Below are 17297 nucleotides of genomic sequence, written 5' to 3'. Positions count from 1 at the left end.
TTGGCGCTAACACGCAATTACTTCGCGCTCCATGAGCAACAACGCAAAATCCCACGATGTCCATATTATTGGCGGCGGGCTCGCCGGGTCGGAAGCCGCATGGCAGCTTGCCAAGCGCGGTGTAAAGGTCCGCCTTTCCGAAATGCGCGGAAGCGGCACGGACGGCGGCAACATGACGCCTGCCCATCAAACCGATGGTCTTGCTGAGCTGGTTTGCTCCAACAGTTTTCGCAGTGATGATGACACGCAGAATGCCGTCGGCCTGCTCCACCATGAGATGCGCGAACTGGACAGCATCGTCATGCGCGCCGGTGAAGTCGCCCGCGTTCCCGCAGGCAGCGCGATGGCCGTAGACCGCGATGTCTTCAGCGCCGAAGTCGAGCGGACGCTCGCCGGGCATCCCAATATAAGTGTCGTTCGGGAACGGGTGGACACCCTCCCCGAGGCAGGCCTCACCATCGTTGCCACTGGGCCGCTTACTGCGCAATCGCTCGCGCAGAGCATCGTCGGTGCGACGGGCGAGGAGCGGTTAGCCTTCTTCGATGCTATCGCGCCGATCGTCCACCGCGACAGCATCGACATGTCCAAATGCTGGATCCAGTCGCGCTGGAACAAGCGTACAGAGGCTTCCAACGAAGACGGCGATTACATCAACTGCCCGATGACGAAAGAGCAGTATCTCGCATTCCATCAAGGCCTCGTCGATGGTGACAAAACCGAATTCAAGGAATGGGAGAAGGATACGCCCTATTTCGACGGGTGTATGCCGATTGAGGTGATGGCTGCGCGCGGCGTTGAAACGCTGCGATATGGGCCGATGAAAGGTGTCGGCCTCGACAATCCTTACGACACCAATGAAGAGCACCCGCAGGGACGCTGGCCCTATGCGGTTGTGCAGCTAAGGCAGGATAACAAGCTAGGCACACTGTGGAATATGGTCGGTTTTCAGACGAAGCTGAAATATGGCGCGCAGGCCGACCTGTTCCGCACCATTCCGGGGCTTGAGAATGCCGAATTTGCCCGCCTAGGCGGCTTGCACCGCAACACATTCCTCAATTCGCCGCAGGTGCTCGACCGGCAATTGCGGTTGAAAGCAGCGCCGCATATTCGGTTTGCGGGGCAAGTTACCGGCTGTGAAGGCTATGTCGAAAGCGCAGCAATCGGGCTGGTTGCGGGTATGATGACGGCGAACGAACTGGCTGCCCGCAGCTGGAGCCCTCTGCCCCGATCAACCGCTTTGGGCGCATTGCTTAGCCATATCACCGGTGATGCAGAGGCAGCGACGTTTCAGCCGATGAACGTCAATTTCGGCCTTTTCCCGCCGCTGCACGAAGTGAAGAAGAAACAGCGCAAGGAGGCTTACACTTCGCGTGCCAAAGCCGATCTTGAGCGATGGATCGCGGAAACCAGCGAAGCGGTTCCTGCCTGATCGCTAACAGCGGCAGGACGGGCGTTTGGGCCGTCTCTTGGGCGCGCTGGTGGCAAATTCACTCTGCGAAAGTTCCGCATTGCCATCCGCGTCCATCTCGTCAAACCGGGTCGCGGTCGTCACCGCCCATTCTTCGAACGTCAGCAGATTGTTGCCGTCGATATCGAGGTTGCGAAACCCGTCCGAGCGGCTGGAAAGCATTTCATTGCGGGTTATCTTGCGGTCCCGGTTGCGGTCATAACGGAAAAACCGCTTTTCTTCGCGCGTCAGCTCGCTGGCCTCGGGCGGGGTCGGCCCCTCCATATCGCCAGGGTCGGTGATCGGCAGTTCTTCCGGTTGCGGTGCGGGCTCTTCAGCTTCGGGCGGAGGCGGCGCGTTCGTTTCAACCTGCGCACGGCCCTGCCACCAGAACACGCCGACCCCCGCAAAGATCAATCCAAGAAAAACACCGAGTACAGTCTGCCGCAAAGTTTCCCTCCCATATGCGAATTGTTGCGGGATTACACGTAATTAGCGGCCAAGCATACCCGCTCTTAAAGCGGCGATTGATGCGCCGCGCCCTTCCATCAGCGGACGTCCCCCAGCTGATAGTGCGCGTTTCGCCAATGCCTCCAGTACGGCGATGCCCCGCAGTGTTTTTGGCAGCTTTCCGGGCCGGCGCTCCAGCGAAGCGGCGCATTTCAGCACTGCGCTGCGCTCCTCATCGTCCGATATGCGGCTGGCCGTATCGGCGAGCGCCCAGAGCATGGCGGCATGTTCCGCTCGGCTGCGAGGTTCCTTCTGCTGCGCCCGCAGGATCGCAGCAAATGGCGCGCTTCTCAGCCGGGCAAATTCTGTGAGCTGCTGCCGGTCAAGTTTTTCGGCAACAATCAAGATTTCCCATCCATCGACCATGTCCGAAAGCGCGCTTTCGCGTCCGTCCCAGTGCTTGCCAATCAGATCAAGCACGACATCGCCGGATGGCCGGTCATCCGCCGATGCAGCGAGCATATCGCGCCACCATGCGAGCCGCATTTGTCCTAACATTGGTTCAGTGGTCGCAGCCACAATCCGCGACAATCGTTGATCCAGCGCAAACAATGTTTGAAGCAATGGGCGCAGGTCGGCAGGCGTGTACGCCAGAGCCAGCTCTATTTCAGGGGGGAGTGTGTCTGGAGCAGCTGTCATCGTGCGGCTTTCTTGGCAATGAAAAAACCCGCACTGTCAACTCGCCAAACGCGATCTGCTCCGGGAAAAACGGCGCGGGCACGCGATTAAGTTTCTGCTAACTATGGCATTAAACGAATTCGATACCACGCCTGCGGTATTTCCATCCGATGCAATTTGATTTGCAGAGAAGGACATGAGGGACCGCATGGGTAAGTTGAGCAAATTCCTAACGAAACTGCGCACGAATCGCAGCGGCAACGCCTTGATCATTGTGGCCACCGGCCTTCCTGTGTTGATCGGCGGTGCCGGTTTCGCAGTCGATACGGCGCAATGGTATATGTGGAAACGCGAACTGCAGTATGCTGTCGATCAGGCGGCTTATGCAGGTGCTTTTGCGAAGTCAAACCCCGATGCAGAGGCCTTTTACCAGGAACGGGCAAAGCAGGAATATGATGCCAACGTTTCGCAGGTCGAAGGCTTTGACACCGTCCCGGTGATTCAGGTTCAGGATTATGCTGGAGGTTCGCAAAACAGCGTACTGGTTACCTCTACAGCAACGAAATCCCTTCCCTTCAGCAGCTTTCTTATGAATGGAGGCGCCGCAACCATTCGTGCCACGGCGCAGGCAAGCTTTCAGGCGGGCGGCGTTTTCAGCGCCTGCCTTATTTCGTTGCGCGATGACGGAACGGGGACGGCAATTGGCGGCAATTCGACGGTGAATGCGCAGTGCGGTCTCGCCGCCCTTTCATGCAGCGAAGATGCCATCGTCATCGATTCCAATGCAACCGTGAACACAGACTCGATTGCAGCGTGCGGCACCATTGACGCGGTCAACAATGAAGATGTGGCCACGGAAGGTGTGCGCGGGCTGTTTGATGCTTATGCTCAACTAGATCCGCCGGAGAACGATACTCCGCGCGATAACAAGTGCTCGGGTAAAGGCCAAAACAAACAGGCCTCTCTGCTTCCTGGCACGTATGAGGGCCTAGTCGTCAAATGCAAAACCGTTCTCGCCAGCGGGATTTATGTAATCGACGGAGGCACTCTGGACCTTACCGGTAATTACGATGTGACCGGCAATGGTGTGATGTTTGTCCTTAAAAACGGCGCCAACATCAAGCTTGGCGGATCAGGCAACGGGAACAAGCTGAACCTGACGCCGATGGATGCCGCTGACTTTGCCGGTGGCCCTTATGCCGGACAGGCGGACGATTATTCCGACATTCTGGTTTTTGAACATCGGGACAATGATTCGTCCCAGAGCCATATATTCAATGGTAATTCGGATTCGTTGATCGAAGGTCTGATCTATCTGCCCGATGGCGACATGAGGGTAAACGGTACGGCCAACGTCGCGGCGCAGTGTCTGCAAATTTCCGCTTACACGATCGACGTACGCGGCGGTGCGTTTCTTGAAACGCTTTGTCCGACAGATGATACCACCGAAGCTGGTAATACAGTGGCTGATGTCAGGTTGGTGGCATGATGAAATCGCGCATCAAAAAATTCCTCGCCGATATCAGCGGCTCAATAGCGATCGAAACGGCTATCGTCGCTCCGGTGCTGATGATCATGACGCTTGGCACATTCGAAGTCGGCACGATTGTCGCGCGGCAGCATGAATTGCAGTCCGCCGCCAACGAAGCGGAGATCATCATCCTTGCAACCAATCGCGGTGCCACCGTTGAGATATCAGAGATCAAGGAGATCATCCGTAGCAGCGTTGATCTCACCTCTGAGCAGGTAACTGTCGAACGGGAATTCCGCTGCAACCAAAGCAACGGTAAAACCAAGAATAAGGGCAACTGCCCCACCACTGCGACGATTTCCGAGTACCTCACGGTTCGGGTGAAGGACAGATACACCCCCGTCTGGACCTCGTTCGGTGTTGGCTCGACCATTAACTTCGCAGTGAACCGCACGGTGCAGATTTCATGATTGCCAAACTCAAAACACTTGCAAGCCGGTCAAACCGGCATTTGCAACGCGACGATAGCGGCGCTGCCGTGATCGAATTCGCCTTACTTGCGCCGATTTTCTTCACGATGCTCTTTGGCGTCTTTCAGACCGGAATTTACCTGCAGAATTATAACGCAGTGCAATCGCTTGCCTCGGACGGCGCGCGCTATGTCACTGTGGAATATCAGAAGGAAAATCCCCTGACGGACGATCAAATCCGTTCCGTTCTTCTGGGTGAAGCGGTGAACGCGCCCTACATGCTGGATACCGATCGCCTCGTGATCACAGTCGACCGTTCGGGCACAAGCCGGGTCACCGGTGCAGTCGAAATCGATATCACGCTGCAATATACGCTCAACGATTTTTTGCCGATCGAAGTACCGGGAAGCAAGATCACGTATGAACGGCCGGTCTGGGTCGTCAATTAGGTCAGATCCGACGAGCAATAAAATAGGGCCGCGCCGGTACTGCCAGCGCGGCCCTCTTCATATCTAAAGCTCTGGCGGTCAGTCTACGTAGCAAACCTTTTTGACCGCTTCGACAATACGCGGCGCATCGATCAGCGCCAGTTTCTCAAGGTTCGCCGCATAGGGCAGCGGCACGTCTTCGTTACAGACGCGCAGCACCGGGGCATCGAGATCATCGAAGCCTTCCTCCATGCAGATCGAGATGATCTCGCTGGCGATGGAACAGGTCGGCCAGCCCTCCTCGGCAATTACAAGACGGTTGGTCTTCGACAGACTGGACAAGATCGCGTCTTTATCGAGCGGACGCAATGTGCGCAGGTCAATCACCTCGGCGTCGATACCTTCACCAGCGAGCGTTTCCGCCGCCTCCAAGGCAAAACCGACGCCGATGGAATAGCTGACGATGGTCACGTCAGATCCTTCGCGCATGGTCCGCGCCTTGCCAATCGGGAGCACATGATCATCCAAATCGGGAACGTCGAAGCTTTTGCCGTAGACCAGCTCATTTTCGAGGAAGACGACCGGATCTTCGGAACGGATCGCCGCCTTTAGCAGGCCTTTCGCATCGGCGCTGTCATATGGCGCGATTACGATAAGACCGGGGACGCTGGCGTACCACGGGCCGTAATTCTGGCTATGCTGTGCGCCCACGCGGCTGGCGGCGCCGTTTGGCCCGCGAAAGACGATAGGGCAGCGCATCTGGCCGCCGCTCATGTAGTTCGTCTTGGCGGCGGAATTGATGATGTGGTCAATCGCCTGCATCGCGAAATTGAAGGTCATGAATTCAACAATCGGGCGCAGACCGCCCATTGCCGCGCCCGTGCCCACTCCGGCGAATCCGTATTCGGTGATCGGTGTATCAATCACACGCTTCGGACCAAATTCGTCCAGCAGTCCCTGCGTGACCTTGTAAGCGCCCTGATACTCGGCAACTTCCTCGCCCATAACGAACACGCGCGGATCGCTGCGCATCTCTTCAGCCATACCATCGCGCAATGCCTCGCGAACGGTGGTGCTGGTGAAGCTGGTGCCATCAGGGATGGCTGGATCGGATTTCGGCTGACTAGCGGGTTTGTCCGGAGCGGATACGCCGCCCGGTTCATCGCGGCCTTCGTCCTTGCCTTCGCCTGGCACTGGATCAGCGGGAGCAGGTGCTGGCGCCGGAGCAGGGCTTTCATCGCCCTCTCCTTCAAGCTGGGCGATTACCGTGCCGACAGCCACGTCTTCGGTCCCTTCTGCAATCAGGATTTTCGACAATACGCCCTCGTCGATGGCTTCGAATTCCATCGTTGCTTTGTCTGTTTCAATCTCTGCGATGATATCACCCGGCTCGATCGCGTCGCCTTCGGATTTAAGCCACTTGGCAAGCGTCCCTTGCTCCATCGTGGGGGAGAGCGCCGGCATTTTGAGTTCAATAGCCATGGATCAATACTCCTCCACCAGAACATCGGTGTAGAGCTCGCCCGCTTCCGGCTCAGCAGAATTTTCTGCAAAATCCGCTGCTTCAGCGACAACTTTACGAATTTCCTTGTCGATGGCCTTCAACTCTTCCTCAGTCTTGCCTGCATCAATCAATGTTTTCTTCAAACGTTCGATGGGGTCGTGATTGTCGCGCTGGTCCTGCACTTCGTCGCGGGTGCGGTACTTGGCGGGATCGGACATGGAGTGACCGCGATACCGGTAGGTATTCAGCTCCATCAGAACCGGGCCTTTGCCGTCCCGCACATGTTTGAAAGCAACCTCGGCTGCGGCGCGCACTTCGAGCACGTCCATGCCGTTTACATCCATGCCGGGAATGCGGAACGATGTGCCGCGCCGGTAAAAACGGGTTTCAGCCGAACTGCGCTTGGTCGATGTGCCCATGGCGTACTGGTTGTCCTCGACCACGAACACGATGGGGAGGTTCCAAAGCGCCGCCATGTTGAAGGTTTCGTAAACCTGCCCCTGGTTCGCTGCGCCGTCGCCGAAATAGGCGAGGCAAAAACCGCCGTCTTCATTGTATTGATGCGCCAGAGCGAGCCCGCCGCCCAGCGCAACCTGCGCGCCGACAATGCCGTGGCCGCCATAAAACTTATGCTCGGTGCTGAACATGTGCATTGAGCCGCCCTTCCCCTTGGAAATGCCAGCTTCGCGCCCTGTCAGCTCTGCCATGATGACTTTCGGATCGATACCGTAAGCGAGCATGTGGCCATGATCGCGGTACCCGGTGATAACGCTGTCCTTGTCCCCGTCCAGCGCGCTTTGCAAACCAATAGCAACCGCCTCTTGGCCGATATAAAGGTGGCAGAACCCCCCGATCAGGCCGAGGCCGTATAGCTGGCCGGCCTTTTCCTCGAACCGGCGGATGAGCAGCATCTGGCGATAGAATTCGAGCATCTGGTCGGCATCGGCATCGAACCGCTTATTGTTCTCGAATTCTTCTTGCAGCGAATGAAGGATAAAATCGTCGCTATCGGCAGAAATATCTCTTGCCGCGCTCTTTGGCGCTTTCGCCTTTGCAGGTGATTTTTCGGAAGCAGGCTGTTTCGCCAAAGTCTTGTTTCCTCTTGATCTACGGGCGCGCAAATGGGGAGGAGTGCGCACCGGATTTCCCACGGCCCCTATAGGCAGGAGTGCAGCGTAGACGCAACGTAAAGCGCGCCCACAGGCCAAGCCTTACAGCAATTTCAGGAGTTCACGAGGCTGGCGGCAATGCGCATTCGTATGCGCAGGCAATGCAAAAAGTGCACCGGCTATTCAGCAATCTATTCGTCTTCGATGGTGATCATAACTTCGTCGGCATGCAGCACGCCGAGATTGCGCCGGACCAATTCGCTGGCGAGATCAGGATCAGCGGCTTCTGGATTGAGCAGGTCGACCCGGTTGCGCAGCGCATCGCGCTTTTCAGTGAGATGTGCAATTCGCGCCTTGCTCACCTCGAGCGCCTGTGCGTTTTCGCTCCAAGCAAGCAGGCCGGTCGGGCCAGCGATGGCAAATCCGGTCAGGATCAGCAGCGCAAAGAGCGCAAGGCCCTGCCGCAACTGTTCCCTTGGTGGTCTGCGCATCTAAACTATCCCCTTATCTGCACAGAATCATAGTTAACGCTCCGCATCAAGTTGAAATTGCCGATTTAAGGCGTTTTCGAGTGAATGCGGGCCGGAACGTCCGCGCCCCGTCCCCGTTAGTCGTTTAAATCAGGAGGACCAGCGGATAGTTATGCTGAACACATTGCTCGACCAGTTGAACGACATGGGCACGGAATTCGTGCGCGCGCTGCCAAGCATCGCAATCGCGATCATCATCATTATCGTGACCGCGATTGTCGCCCGTTTTGCGGCAAAGATTGCCGATGCCTTCATCGGCAAGACCGACCTGCGGCCTTCGCTGCGCAACCTGATTGAAACGCTGGTAAAACTGGGCGTGTGGATCATTGGATTGCTGATCGCGATGATCGTCGTGTTTCCCGGCCTGACGGTGGGCAGCTTGGTTGCCGGACTGGGCATTGGCGCGGTCGCGATAGGTTTTGCATTTCAGGATATCTTCGAGAACTTTCTCGCAGGCGTCCTGATCATGGTGCGCGAAAAGATGCGCATTGGCGATGTCATCGAATGCGAAGAGATCATTGGGAAGGTTGAGCACATCACCTTGCGGGAAACGCATATCCGCGCGCTTTCAGGCGAACTGACCGTCGTGCCCAATTCCATCCTGTTCAAAAATCCGGTCGAAATATTCACCGACAAGGAACAGCGCCGTCACGATGTGGTGATTGGCGTATCTTATGACACCGACCTTGACGAAGCCGCCGAGGTTATCCGCAAAGCTGTGTCCGCCGTCGACGAGGTCGATACCGAAAAAGGCCTCGATGTGTTCGCACAGGAATTCAATTCCTCCTCCGTCGATTTCCTAGTGCGGTGGTGGGCAGGCTCGACCCCGCGCAATGGCTGGGAAAGCAAGGATAAGGTTGTGCGCGCCATCAAACGCGGGCTGGACGATGCAGGCATCGAAATCCCGTTCCCATACATCACGCACACCTTTAAAGAGCGTGTGCCGATGGGCCAGGATCCGGGCGAACCTAGCACTGGCGGCTGATCCCCATGCATCTTTTTGCATGACGGGCGGTGGCCGATAGGTTTTTCCGTGCTACTCATCTTGCGCTCAGGGAGACGAGAATCATGAAAATTCTTACCTACGATGCTGCCCGCTTCGCCGATCTGCCGGACTATGATTATGCGGAAAACTGGACCGAAATCGATTTTGGCGATGGTCTTGAAGGCCGGATGCATTATGTCGACGCCGGACCAAAGGACGCACCGCCTGTCCTGCTGTTCCACGGTGAGCCAAGCTGGAGCTTCCTCTACCGCAAGATGATTCCGCACCTCGTAGATGCGGGCTTTCGCTGCCTTGCGCCCGACCTGATCGGATTTGGCAAAAGCGACAAGCCGGATGATATCGCGTTTTACACCTATGACCGTCACATAAGCTGGCTGAAACAATGGCGCGACGCGGTCGTCCCGCAACCGGCGGCGCTGTTCTGTCAGGATTGGGGCGGATTGCTGGGGCTTCGCATGGTCGGCGAAGAGCCCGAACGTTTCACCTGCGTGACAGCGAGCAACACTTTTCTGCCGGTCGGCGGCACCCCCTCGCCCGCATTTCTCGCATGGCGCGAATTCGCGAAAAGCTCCCCTGATTTCAAAATTGGCGACCTTCTACAACGTGCCACTGCGACGCCGCGGACGGATGCGGAAATTGCCGCGTATGACGCGCCCTTTCCCGATGAGGCGAGCAAGGCTGGAGCGCGGGCCTTCCCCGCCCTGGTCCCGGTTGAAGACGGGATGGACGGCATCGCGCAGAACAAGGCCGCATGGCAGGGTCTAGCCGCTTTTGAAAAGCCTTTCCTGACCCTGTTTGGAGAGGACGATCCCGTTACCGGCGGTTTGTCGCAGCATTTGATCGACCGGATCGTCGGGGCGAAGGATATGCCCCATGCAATGCTGGAGACGTGCGGGCATTTCTCTCAGGAAGATCGCCCGGCCGAACTTGCGCAAGGGATGATCGACACCGCACGAAAAGCTGGTTTTCTCGCTTGACCGCAGGTGTCTCCCCCGCCCCCACAGCGCCAACCTATCTTTCCCGCACGCAGGAATATGCGCTTGCAGTGACGGTAGCCGTGGTGACGGCGAATGCGTATTACATCCACCCGATCATCGGAGAAGTCGCCCAAGATTTCGGCGTGAGCGAGGCGCGCATCGGGATTGTCCCTGCGCTCAACCAGCTTGCGCTTGCGATTGGGATCTTGTTGTTGCTGCCGCTCGGTGATCGCTATTCGAACAAGAGCCTGTGCATCATTTTTGTAAGCGCGCAGGCGATCTTCATGCTCATCATGGCTTTAGCGGAAAGTTTCGCTGCATTTACCATAGCCTCGACCTTACTCGGCTTCGTGACCATCGCGCCTTACCTCATTCCAGCCTTCGCATCGAAACGGGTCGCGCCGCAGCGGTTGGGACAGGTGACAGCATTGCTGACGGCAGGGGTCATTTTCGGCATTCTGGTCGCGCGGGTGGGTGCGGGTGTGATTGCCGAGACATTCGGATGGCGTTCGGTATATTGGTGTGCGTTCGTCCTGATCGCCGGGGTGACCGTGTTTCTGCCGATCACCATGCGGGCGGGTACAGCGCCTGCAAAGACCCCTAGGTCAGGGTATCTCGCACTTATTGCATCGGTATTTACGCTGGCCGCCCAGCACCGCGACACGATGGTTTCCGCTGCGATACAGGCGCTCAATTTTGCAGCATTTATCGCAACATGGCTGGCGCTGGCGCTGCATCTGACCAGTGATGAGCTGGGTTATGGCGTCGACACGGTCGGATATTTGGCGGGAATATCGGCGCTGAGCATCTTGTCCACGCCGCGCCTCGGCAGCTGGGCTGATAAAGTTGGGCCGCGCCGTGCACGCGTGATCGCCGCCGTGATCCAGTTGATCGGCATCTCGTTATTCTATCCGTTCGGGTTCGACGTCTGGACCATCCTGATCCCTCTGGTCATCGTCAATCTTGTCGGTCCCAGCATCGACGTGACCGGCCGCATGACATTCCTTTCTTTGGAGCCCGAAATAAGAACCCGGCTCACCACCAGTTATATCGTCATCATGTTTCTGGGCGGAGCAGCCGGCAGCATTCTGGGCACAGCGGTATATGATTGGGCTGGATGGGGCGGCACGTGTGTATTGCTGCTGGCGATTTCGGGATTGGTGGTCGGGCTGTCGGTGATTGCCAAATCGCTATGGGCGGACCCCGCGCTAAAGTAGCGAAGCGATAGCGCACAAAACGCGCTAAAGTAGCGAACCGATAGCGCGAAACTACCACGCGCAAAATTGGTGACCCCGGCGCGATTCGAACGCGCGGCCCCCAGATTAGGAATCTGGTGCTCTATCCGGCTGAGCTACGGGGTCGCCGCGATGCGCAATAGCACCGCTGTTTCTCGAATCAATTGAGTTTGTCGGACGGCGCCACCGGAAAAGGCAGCGGAGCAACCGGCACACCTTCATCGATGAGCGTTTTGGCCTCTTCAAGCGTAGCCTGACCATGGATCGGGGCTTCGTCCCGTTCACCGTAATGCATTTCGCGCGATTGCTCGGCGAATTTGTCGCCGACAAATGTGCTGTCCTTGAGCGCCTTTTGCTGAGCCTTGGCGAGTGCCTTCATGGCTTTTTCAACCTCAGCAGGCATGGGCGTGTTGGATACCGGCCGCGCTGCACCTGCGCCGGTTTCCTCAGCGTCGTTTGTTCCGGCACGGACAGGACGCACCTGCTTGGTGTTGCCTTTTGCGGGCACAGACGGCGCCATCGGAGCTTTGCTCACCGCATCGACGCCGCATTCCGGGCACGTCAAAAGACCGCCTTCGCGCTGATCTTCATAATCAGAGGTCGAACCGAACCACCCTTCAAATTTGTGGCCGTGTGCGCAGTGTAAGTCGAATACGATCATAGACGCGCTAGTTGGGTATTTTCCGCTTGTTGGCAAGGCTGGGAAGCTGTTGGCGCACATCGGCAATGCGGTCTAAGTCGATATCGCAAAAGGCAATCCCCGCGCCGTCTCCGCCCATATCGAGCAGGACTTCGCCCCACGGATCGACAACCAGGCTGTGGCCATAGGTTTCGCGGCCATCCTCATGCGTGCCGAACTGCGCGGCTGCTATGACAAAGGCGCTGGCCTCGATCGCGCGGGCGCGCAGCATCACATGCCAATGCGCCTGGCCGGTAGGAACTGTGAACGCAGCCGGCACGGAAATCGCATCACAGCGCGCGGTGCCCAGCGCCTCGAACAGGGCCGGAAAGCGCAGGTCATAGCAGATGGTAAATCCCAGCATGCCCAGCGGGGTTCCGGCCAAGGTTTGCACCGCCCTCCCCGGTTCATAGGTGGCGCTTTCCCGCCATGTTTCACCGGTGGACAGTTCCACGTCGAACATGTGAATCTTGTCATACGTCACAGGATCTCGGCCGTCGGCGGGGAAATAGTGCGCCCGGTTGACCCATTTGCCATCACCCAGCGCAATGGGCATTGATCCTATGGCTAGATCGGTCTGTCCGCGCGTTGCAAGTTTTGCCAGCCTCGGAAGAAAACCGGAATAATCGCTGCTCTGTAAAGTTTCAGCAGCGCGGGTCCGGTTGCGGTCCAGCAGCAGCGACATTTCAGGGGTGAAGAGCACCTCTGCACCGCCCGCTTGCGCTTGCTCCATTGCATCTGCGATTACGTCAAAATTCGCCTGCGGATCGACGCCCGAAGTCATCTGGAGAAGCGCGATTTTCGCCATTTGCCGCGTTTACCCCGCCAGCAATGCGTCAAGCTTCCCAGCCCGGTCGAGCGCGACCAGTTCATCTGACCCGCCCACATATGTATCGCCGATAAATATCTGCGGCACTGTGCGCGCATTCGGTGCACGGGCGAGCATTTCGTCACGCTTCGGACCGCCCATCGTAATATCAAATTCGTTGAATTCGGCCCCTTTGGACGACAGCAAACGCTTTGCCCGCACGCAAAATGGGCAGGCAAATTTGCTGTAGATGTCGATTTTTGGTGTGCTCATTGGGTGTCCCGGGCCTCTTGAAACGTGATTTTGTTTTACCCAAATAGGGCGTGTCGCCGTGTTTCGCCAGTCATGGGAAACGCAATCGGCGGCAGCACACACGCAGGCGCTGCATGAGGCAGGCCTCGCACAATTGTACAAATTGCTCAACGAAGAGGATTTGAAGATTATGTCACGTTTGGATTTTACCCCTTATCGCCGCAGCACCGTTGGTTTCGACCGCGTTTTCGATTTGCTTGAAAGCCAGGCACGGACCAATTCGGGCGACAATTACCCGCCTTTCAACATCACGCGGAGCGGCGAAGACAATTATCGTATCACCCTGGCAGTCGCCGGTTTCCGGCCGCAGGATATCGATATTACCGCGCAGCAAAACCTGCTTGTCGTTCAAGGCAAGAAACGCGAAGAAACCGATGAAGGCGGGGAGCTGATCCATGTCGGCATCGCCAATCGCGGTTTCGAACGCCGTTTTGAGCTCGCCGATTTCGTGCGGGTGGAAAATGCCGGTCTTGCCGACGGACTGCTTACCATCGATCTGGTGCGCGAAGTGCCAGAGGCGATGAAGCCGAAAAAGATCGCAGTGAACGGCACATCCACGCCGACACTAACCGCCGTCACCGATAATACGGCAAATGAAGAGGACAAGGCAGCAGGCGCGGCCTGAACTGCCGGTTCAATTCAGCGCAGAATCAACCCCTGAAACAAGTGAGGGCGGATCGCAATGATCCGCCCTCGCGACCATAAGTCGCCTCGTTGCGTTGCTCACCGTCCGGGTCGCAGAAGGCGGTCAACCACGCTTCGAGCTCTTTTGCGCGAACCCCATCCCGGTCTAGCCGCCGAAGCGAAGCTGAAACGAGATTTTGCGGTGTTCGCTGCCAACCCCTGTCCTGTGGCCTTTGATGGGATTGTCCCACCTAGTCCCTTAAGAAAAGCTGTAGTGCTAACTGCGGGTAAAGCCCCTTTGCACCAACACGCAACCCTTAAATTTCAGGCTTGTAGGAAAGCGACACATGTCACTTAACCGCCGAAAAAGCTGTGATTTTCACACGCTTCAGCTAAATTCATATAAAAACCAGAGGCTTGGGGGCCTGACTGGTTGATTTATCTGCGGAAATTGCCGCTAAACAAGCCGGGAATGGGCTAACGCCGCTTCGATAAAGCCTGCAAAAAGCGGATGCGGATCAAACGGGCGTGACTTTAGCTCAGGGTGGAACTGGACGCCTACGAACCACGGATGGTCCGGGCGCTCGACGATTTCGGGCAGCAGGCCATCGGGCGACATGCCGGAAAACACGAGGCCCTGTCCCTCCAGCGGTTCGATATACCGCGCGTTCACCTCATAACGATGGCGGTGCCGTTCCGAAATCTGTTCTGCCCCGCCATAGATGCGTGAGACATGGCTGTTAGCGCCGAGTTTCGCGTCATACGCGCCAAGACGCATGGTGCCGCCCAGATCGCCGCCCTCTTCGCGTTCCTGAAGACCTGCTTCGGTCATCCATTCGGTGATGATGCCGACTACGGGTTCCTGCGTCTCGCCGAATTCGGTCGAAGAAGCATCGGCAAAACCGGCCTCGCGCGCTCCTTCGATGCAGGCCATCTGCATCCCTAGGCAAATGCCAAAGAAAGGCACCTTGCGTTCGCGGGCAAAGCGCACGCTGGCAATCTTCCCTTCGCTGCCGCGTTCACCAAAGCCGCCGGGCACGAGAATGCCGTGGAGAGGCTCAAGCTCGGAGACGATTTCGCTTTCGTCACCTTCAAACAGTTCGGCGTCGATCCACTTGATATTGACCTTGGCCCGGTTGGCCAGCCCGCCGTGGACAAGCGCCTCATTCAGGCTTTTATAGGCGTCGGGCAATCCGACATATTTACCGACCACGCCGATGGTCACTTCGCCTTCTGGTTTGAAATAACGGTCGGTCACATCGTTCCACGAAGACAGATCCGGAGCCGGCGCATCGGTAATCCCGAAACCGCGCAGAACCTCTGCATCCAGCCCTTCGAGATGGTATTGCAGCGGAACGGAGTAAATCGATGGCGCATCCAGCGCCGGGATCACCGCCTCTTTGCGTACATTGCAGAAATTCGCGATCTTTTGCCGCTCGCCATCGGGGAGCGGATGTTCGGCGCGGCACAGCAAGACGTCCGGTTTGATCCCCAGGCTTGCCAGTTCGCGAACAGAGTGCTGCGTGGGCTTCGTCTTAAGCTCACCCGCAGCCGCAATGTAAGGCACCAGCGTCACGTGCACACTGAGCGTCTGCATCGGCTCAAGCTCGTTTCGAAGCTGGCGGATCGCCTCCATGAACGGCAACGATTCGATGTCACCAACGGTGCCGCCTATTTCGCACAGGATAAAATCGTGATCGTCCTGATCGGCGAGCGCGAACTCTTTGATCGCGTCTGTCACGTGCGGGATCACCTGCACGGTTGCGCCGAGGTAATCGCCGCGGCGTTCCTTGGCGATGATGTCGCGATATACTCGGCCAGAGGTGATGTTGTCGCTTTGCCGCGCAGATACGCCGGTGAAGCGTTCATAATGGCCGAGATCGAGGTCCGTTTCCGCCCCGTCATCAGTCACATAGACCTCGCCATGCTGATACGGGCTCATCGTGCCGGGATCGACATTCAGATAGGGGTCGAACTTACGAATACGGACCTTATACCCGCGCGCTTGAAGAAGCGATGCGAGGCTAGCCGCCATGAGACCTTTGCCGAGCGAGGAAACCACGCCGCCGGTGATGAAAATGTACCGCGCCATGGGAGTTGGGCCTTAAGCGTCGTAGTGGATTCGGGGCAAGCAAATAACACACGATAAACGCGTGCCATCCACAGCATTCGATGAAAGATACCGGTCTAAAGCCGGCGGATCACACCATCTCTATGGGTGACCATTGGCAGATTATTCAGCGAGCGGATCGCTGTCAGCCGGCGTTTCCGAAGCGCCTGCCGGGGCTGCGCCGTCTGTGCTGGTGCCAGTAGGCTCGCCCAGCAGATCGGGACCGGCAGCACCGCCGACATTCCGGTCAAGCGTGGTGCTGATACCACCGCTGCCGGTTTCCTTCACTGCCACCGCTGCCAGTGAGATCGACAGAGCGACAAACGCAACCGCCAGCCATTTTGTGGCGCGGGTGAGAAAATCTGCAGCACCGCGAGCCCCCAGGGCTCCGTTCGGACTGCCACCAATGCCCAGGCCGCCGCCTTCGGATTTCTGCATGAGAACGACGCCGACCAGCGCGGCCGCGACGATTGCTTGAAGAACGGTCAGGAAAAGGAACATGGATGCGTGTCTCTATTACAAATGTGGCCGCTATCTAGGGCGCGTGATTGCGTGCGGCAAGGGTAAGCCTGTGCCTGCGTGGATCGCGCGATCACCCTTCGGCGGTTTCTCCAGCAGCAAGGGCGATGCCCATGAAGCTGTCGGCTGTAAGGCTGGCACCGCCGACCAGCGCGCCGCCGACCTCTGCCGTGCCAAGGATTTCGCCGGCATTATCAGGTTTCACCGAACCTCCATACAGGATGCGGACTTCGCCGCCCAGTTCGGCTCCGTAAAGCTCTACCAGCAAAGCGCGGATCGCGGCGTGCATTTCTGCGATATCGGCAGTTGTTGCCGTGTCGCCCGTGCCAATCGCCCAGATTGGCTCGTATGCGATTGTAATACGTTCGTGCAAATCTTCCAGATCAGCCGCGCCGTCAGGGAGAGATGCCCTGATTTGCTGCGTCACATGCTCGACAGCGTCGCCGGCACTGCGAATATCCCCGCTTTCGCCGCAGCACAGGATGACGCGCAGACCGGTTGCGAGCGCCGCTTCGCCCTTGGCTTTCACCAGAGCATCGGTTTCGGCGTGATTTTCGCGCCGCTCACTATGCCCCAGAATCACGAACTTTGCGCCCGCATCGGCAATCATTGCGGCGGAGATATCGCCGGTGTGCGCGCCGCCTTCTTCATAATGGCAGTCCTGCGCGCCGACGCCGATCTGTTCTGCTTCGCGGTGAACCGGGTGAATCAGGGTGTAAGGCGGAGCGATGGCCACCTCCACTTTCATGTGCCGCTGCGCCGCACGATCAATCGCGCGCGCTTCAGACAGCATGGCCCGTGTGCCATGCATCTTCCAGTTTCCAACAATGTAGGGCCGTTGAGGCATCAAGTAATCCTGAGAAATAAGATCGAATTCGAATCTGGAACAACCATGTAGGGTCGAGGGGCCGCGTCCGCTACCCGAGTAAAGGAATACAGT

At 57.6% G+C, this 17297-nt stretch carries 19 protein-coding genes and 1 tRNA gene; 8 read left to right on the top strand and 12 right to left on the bottom strand.

Annotated elements, in window-relative coordinates:
- Window positions 1-31: 31 nt before the first annotated feature.
- Window positions 32-1429, top strand: coding sequence for a methylenetetrahydrofolate--tRNA-(uracil(54)-C(5))-methyltransferase (FADH(2)-oxidizing) TrmFO (gene trmFO, locus ACGHU1_RS00785; protein ID WP_390582493.1), 1398 nt, complete (start codon window positions 32-34; stop codon window positions 1427-1429).
- 3 nt (window positions 1430-1432) lie between these two features.
- Here trmFO and ACGHU1_RS00780 read toward each other — a convergent pair whose 3' ends face one another.
- Entirely contained in the window at window positions 1433-1897 is a 465-nt protein-coding gene (locus ACGHU1_RS00780) for a hypothetical protein (RefSeq protein WP_390582491.1), read from the bottom strand.
- Window positions 1898-1939: 42 nt separating this feature from the next.
- Window positions 1940-2596, bottom strand: a complete 657-nt coding sequence (locus ACGHU1_RS00775; RefSeq protein WP_390582489.1) for a hypothetical protein — start codon at window positions 2594-2596, stop codon at window positions 1940-1942.
- A 187-nt stretch (window positions 2597-2783) separates the two neighbouring features.
- Here ACGHU1_RS00775 and ACGHU1_RS00770 point away from each other — a divergent pair, with 187 nt between their 5' ends.
- Genes ACGHU1_RS00770 through ACGHU1_RS00760 form a run of 3 tightly spaced genes read left to right on the top strand, consistent with a single transcriptional unit; the run spans window position 2784 to window position 4965 of the window.
- Entirely contained in the window at window positions 2784-4064 is a 1281-nt protein-coding gene (locus ACGHU1_RS00770) for a pilus assembly protein TadG-related protein (protein WP_390582488.1), read from the top strand.
- Complete coding sequence (locus tag ACGHU1_RS00765; RefSeq protein ID WP_390582486.1) at window positions 4061-4516, top strand: TadE/TadG family type IV pilus assembly protein; 456 nt, start codon at window positions 4061-4063, stop codon at window positions 4514-4516. The genes ACGHU1_RS00770 and ACGHU1_RS00765 overlap by 4 nt, the downstream gene beginning before the upstream one ends.
- Entirely contained in the window at window positions 4513-4965 is a 453-nt protein-coding gene (locus ACGHU1_RS00760) for a TadE/TadG family type IV pilus assembly protein (protein ID WP_390582484.1), read from the top strand. Before ACGHU1_RS00765 ends, ACGHU1_RS00760 begins: the two co-directional genes overlap by 4 nt.
- 78 nt (window positions 4966-5043) lie before the next feature.
- On the opposite strand, the gene ACGHU1_RS00755 is transcribed toward ACGHU1_RS00760, so the two are convergent.
- From ACGHU1_RS00755 to ACGHU1_RS00745, 3 genes are all read right to left on the bottom strand, one after another.
- On the bottom strand, window positions 5044-6426 hold the full coding sequence (locus tag ACGHU1_RS00755) for a pyruvate dehydrogenase complex E1 component subunit beta (RefSeq protein ID WP_390582482.1): 1383 nt from the start codon (window positions 6424-6426) through the stop codon (window positions 5044-5046).
- A 3-nt stretch (window positions 6427-6429) separates the two neighbouring features.
- Window positions 6430-7536: a pyruvate dehydrogenase (acetyl-transferring) E1 component subunit alpha gene (gene pdhA / locus ACGHU1_RS00750; RefSeq protein WP_390582480.1), complete on the bottom strand. Its 1107-nt coding sequence runs from the start codon at window positions 7534-7536 to the stop codon at window positions 6430-6432.
- A 212-nt stretch (window positions 7537-7748) separates the two neighbouring features.
- Entirely contained in the window at window positions 7749-8048 is a 300-nt protein-coding gene (locus ACGHU1_RS00745) for a septum formation initiator family protein (RefSeq protein WP_390582478.1), read from the bottom strand.
- 151 nt (window positions 8049-8199) lie between these two features.
- On the opposite strand from ACGHU1_RS00745, the gene ACGHU1_RS00740 reads away from it, so the two are divergent.
- The 3 genes from ACGHU1_RS00740 (at window position 8200) to ACGHU1_RS00730 (ending at window position 11287) form a co-directional block, all read left to right on the top strand.
- Entirely contained in the window at window positions 8200-9072 is an 873-nt protein-coding gene (locus ACGHU1_RS00740; RefSeq protein WP_390582476.1) for a mechanosensitive ion channel family protein, read from the top strand.
- Between the two features lie 83 nt (window positions 9073-9155).
- Window positions 9156-10070, top strand: a complete 915-nt coding sequence (locus ACGHU1_RS00735; RefSeq protein WP_390582474.1) for a haloalkane dehalogenase — start codon at window positions 9156-9158, stop codon at window positions 10068-10070.
- Window positions 10067-11287 carry an MFS transporter gene (locus tag ACGHU1_RS00730; protein WP_390582472.1) on the top strand — a complete coding sequence of 407 codons (1221 nt, stop codon included), beginning with the start codon at window positions 10067-10069 and terminating at the stop codon, window positions 11285-11287. The genes ACGHU1_RS00735 and ACGHU1_RS00730 overlap by 4 nt, the downstream gene beginning before the upstream one ends.
- Before the next feature lie 67 nt (window positions 11288-11354).
- Here ACGHU1_RS00730 and ACGHU1_RS00725 read toward each other — a convergent pair.
- From ACGHU1_RS00725 to grxC, 4 genes are all read right to left on the bottom strand, one after another.
- Window positions 11355-11431 (bottom strand) — tRNA-Arg (locus ACGHU1_RS00725).
- 34 nt (window positions 11432-11465) lie between these two features.
- Window positions 11466-11966 carry a DUF1178 family protein gene (locus ACGHU1_RS00720; RefSeq protein WP_390582470.1) on the bottom strand — a complete coding sequence of 167 codons (501 nt, stop codon included), beginning with the start codon at window positions 11964-11966 and terminating at the stop codon, window positions 11466-11468.
- A 7-nt stretch (window positions 11967-11973) separates the two neighbouring features.
- A complete protein-coding gene (locus ACGHU1_RS00715; RefSeq protein ID WP_390582468.1) occupies window positions 11974-12792 on the bottom strand; it encodes a carbon-nitrogen hydrolase family protein in 819 nt (272 codons plus the stop codon).
- A gap of 9 nt (window positions 12793-12801) precedes the next feature.
- Window positions 12802-13065: a glutaredoxin 3 gene (grxC, locus tag ACGHU1_RS00710; RefSeq protein WP_390582466.1), complete on the bottom strand. Its 264-nt coding sequence runs from the start codon at window positions 13063-13065 to the stop codon at window positions 12802-12804.
- A gap of 169 nt (window positions 13066-13234) precedes the next feature.
- Here grxC and ACGHU1_RS00705 point away from each other — a divergent pair, with 169 nt between their 5' ends.
- Entirely contained in the window at window positions 13235-13729 is a 495-nt protein-coding gene (locus tag ACGHU1_RS00705; protein ID WP_390583155.1) for an Hsp20 family protein, read from the top strand.
- A 456-nt stretch (window positions 13730-14185) separates the two neighbouring features.
- Here ACGHU1_RS00705 and ACGHU1_RS00700 read toward each other — a convergent pair whose 3' ends face one another.
- The 3 genes from ACGHU1_RS00700 to tpiA all read right to left on the bottom strand — a co-directional run bounded on the left by ACGHU1_RS00700 (window position 14186) and on the right by tpiA (window position 17204).
- Window positions 14186-15820: a CTP synthase gene (locus tag ACGHU1_RS00700; RefSeq protein WP_390582464.1), complete on the bottom strand. Its 1635-nt coding sequence runs from the start codon at window positions 15818-15820 to the stop codon at window positions 14186-14188.
- Window positions 15821-15961: 141 nt separating this feature from the next.
- A complete protein-coding gene (gene secG, locus ACGHU1_RS00695) occupies window positions 15962-16339 on the bottom strand; it encodes a preprotein translocase subunit SecG (RefSeq protein ID WP_390582463.1) in 378 nt (125 codons plus the stop codon).
- A gap of 91 nt (window positions 16340-16430) precedes the next feature.
- Window positions 16431-17204, bottom strand: a complete 774-nt coding sequence (gene tpiA, locus ACGHU1_RS00690; RefSeq protein ID WP_390582461.1) for a triose-phosphate isomerase — start codon at window positions 17202-17204, stop codon at window positions 16431-16433.
- Window positions 17205-17297: the final 93 nt, after the last annotated feature.

This window comes from Erythrobacter sp. MTPC3, from assembly GCF_042854385.1.
Classification (GTDB): Bacteria; Pseudomonadota; Alphaproteobacteria; order Sphingomonadales; family Sphingomonadaceae; genus Erythrobacter.
The sequence above is the reverse complement of the archived record's forward strand: the minus strand, read 5'-3'. Positions and strand labels throughout refer to the sequence as shown.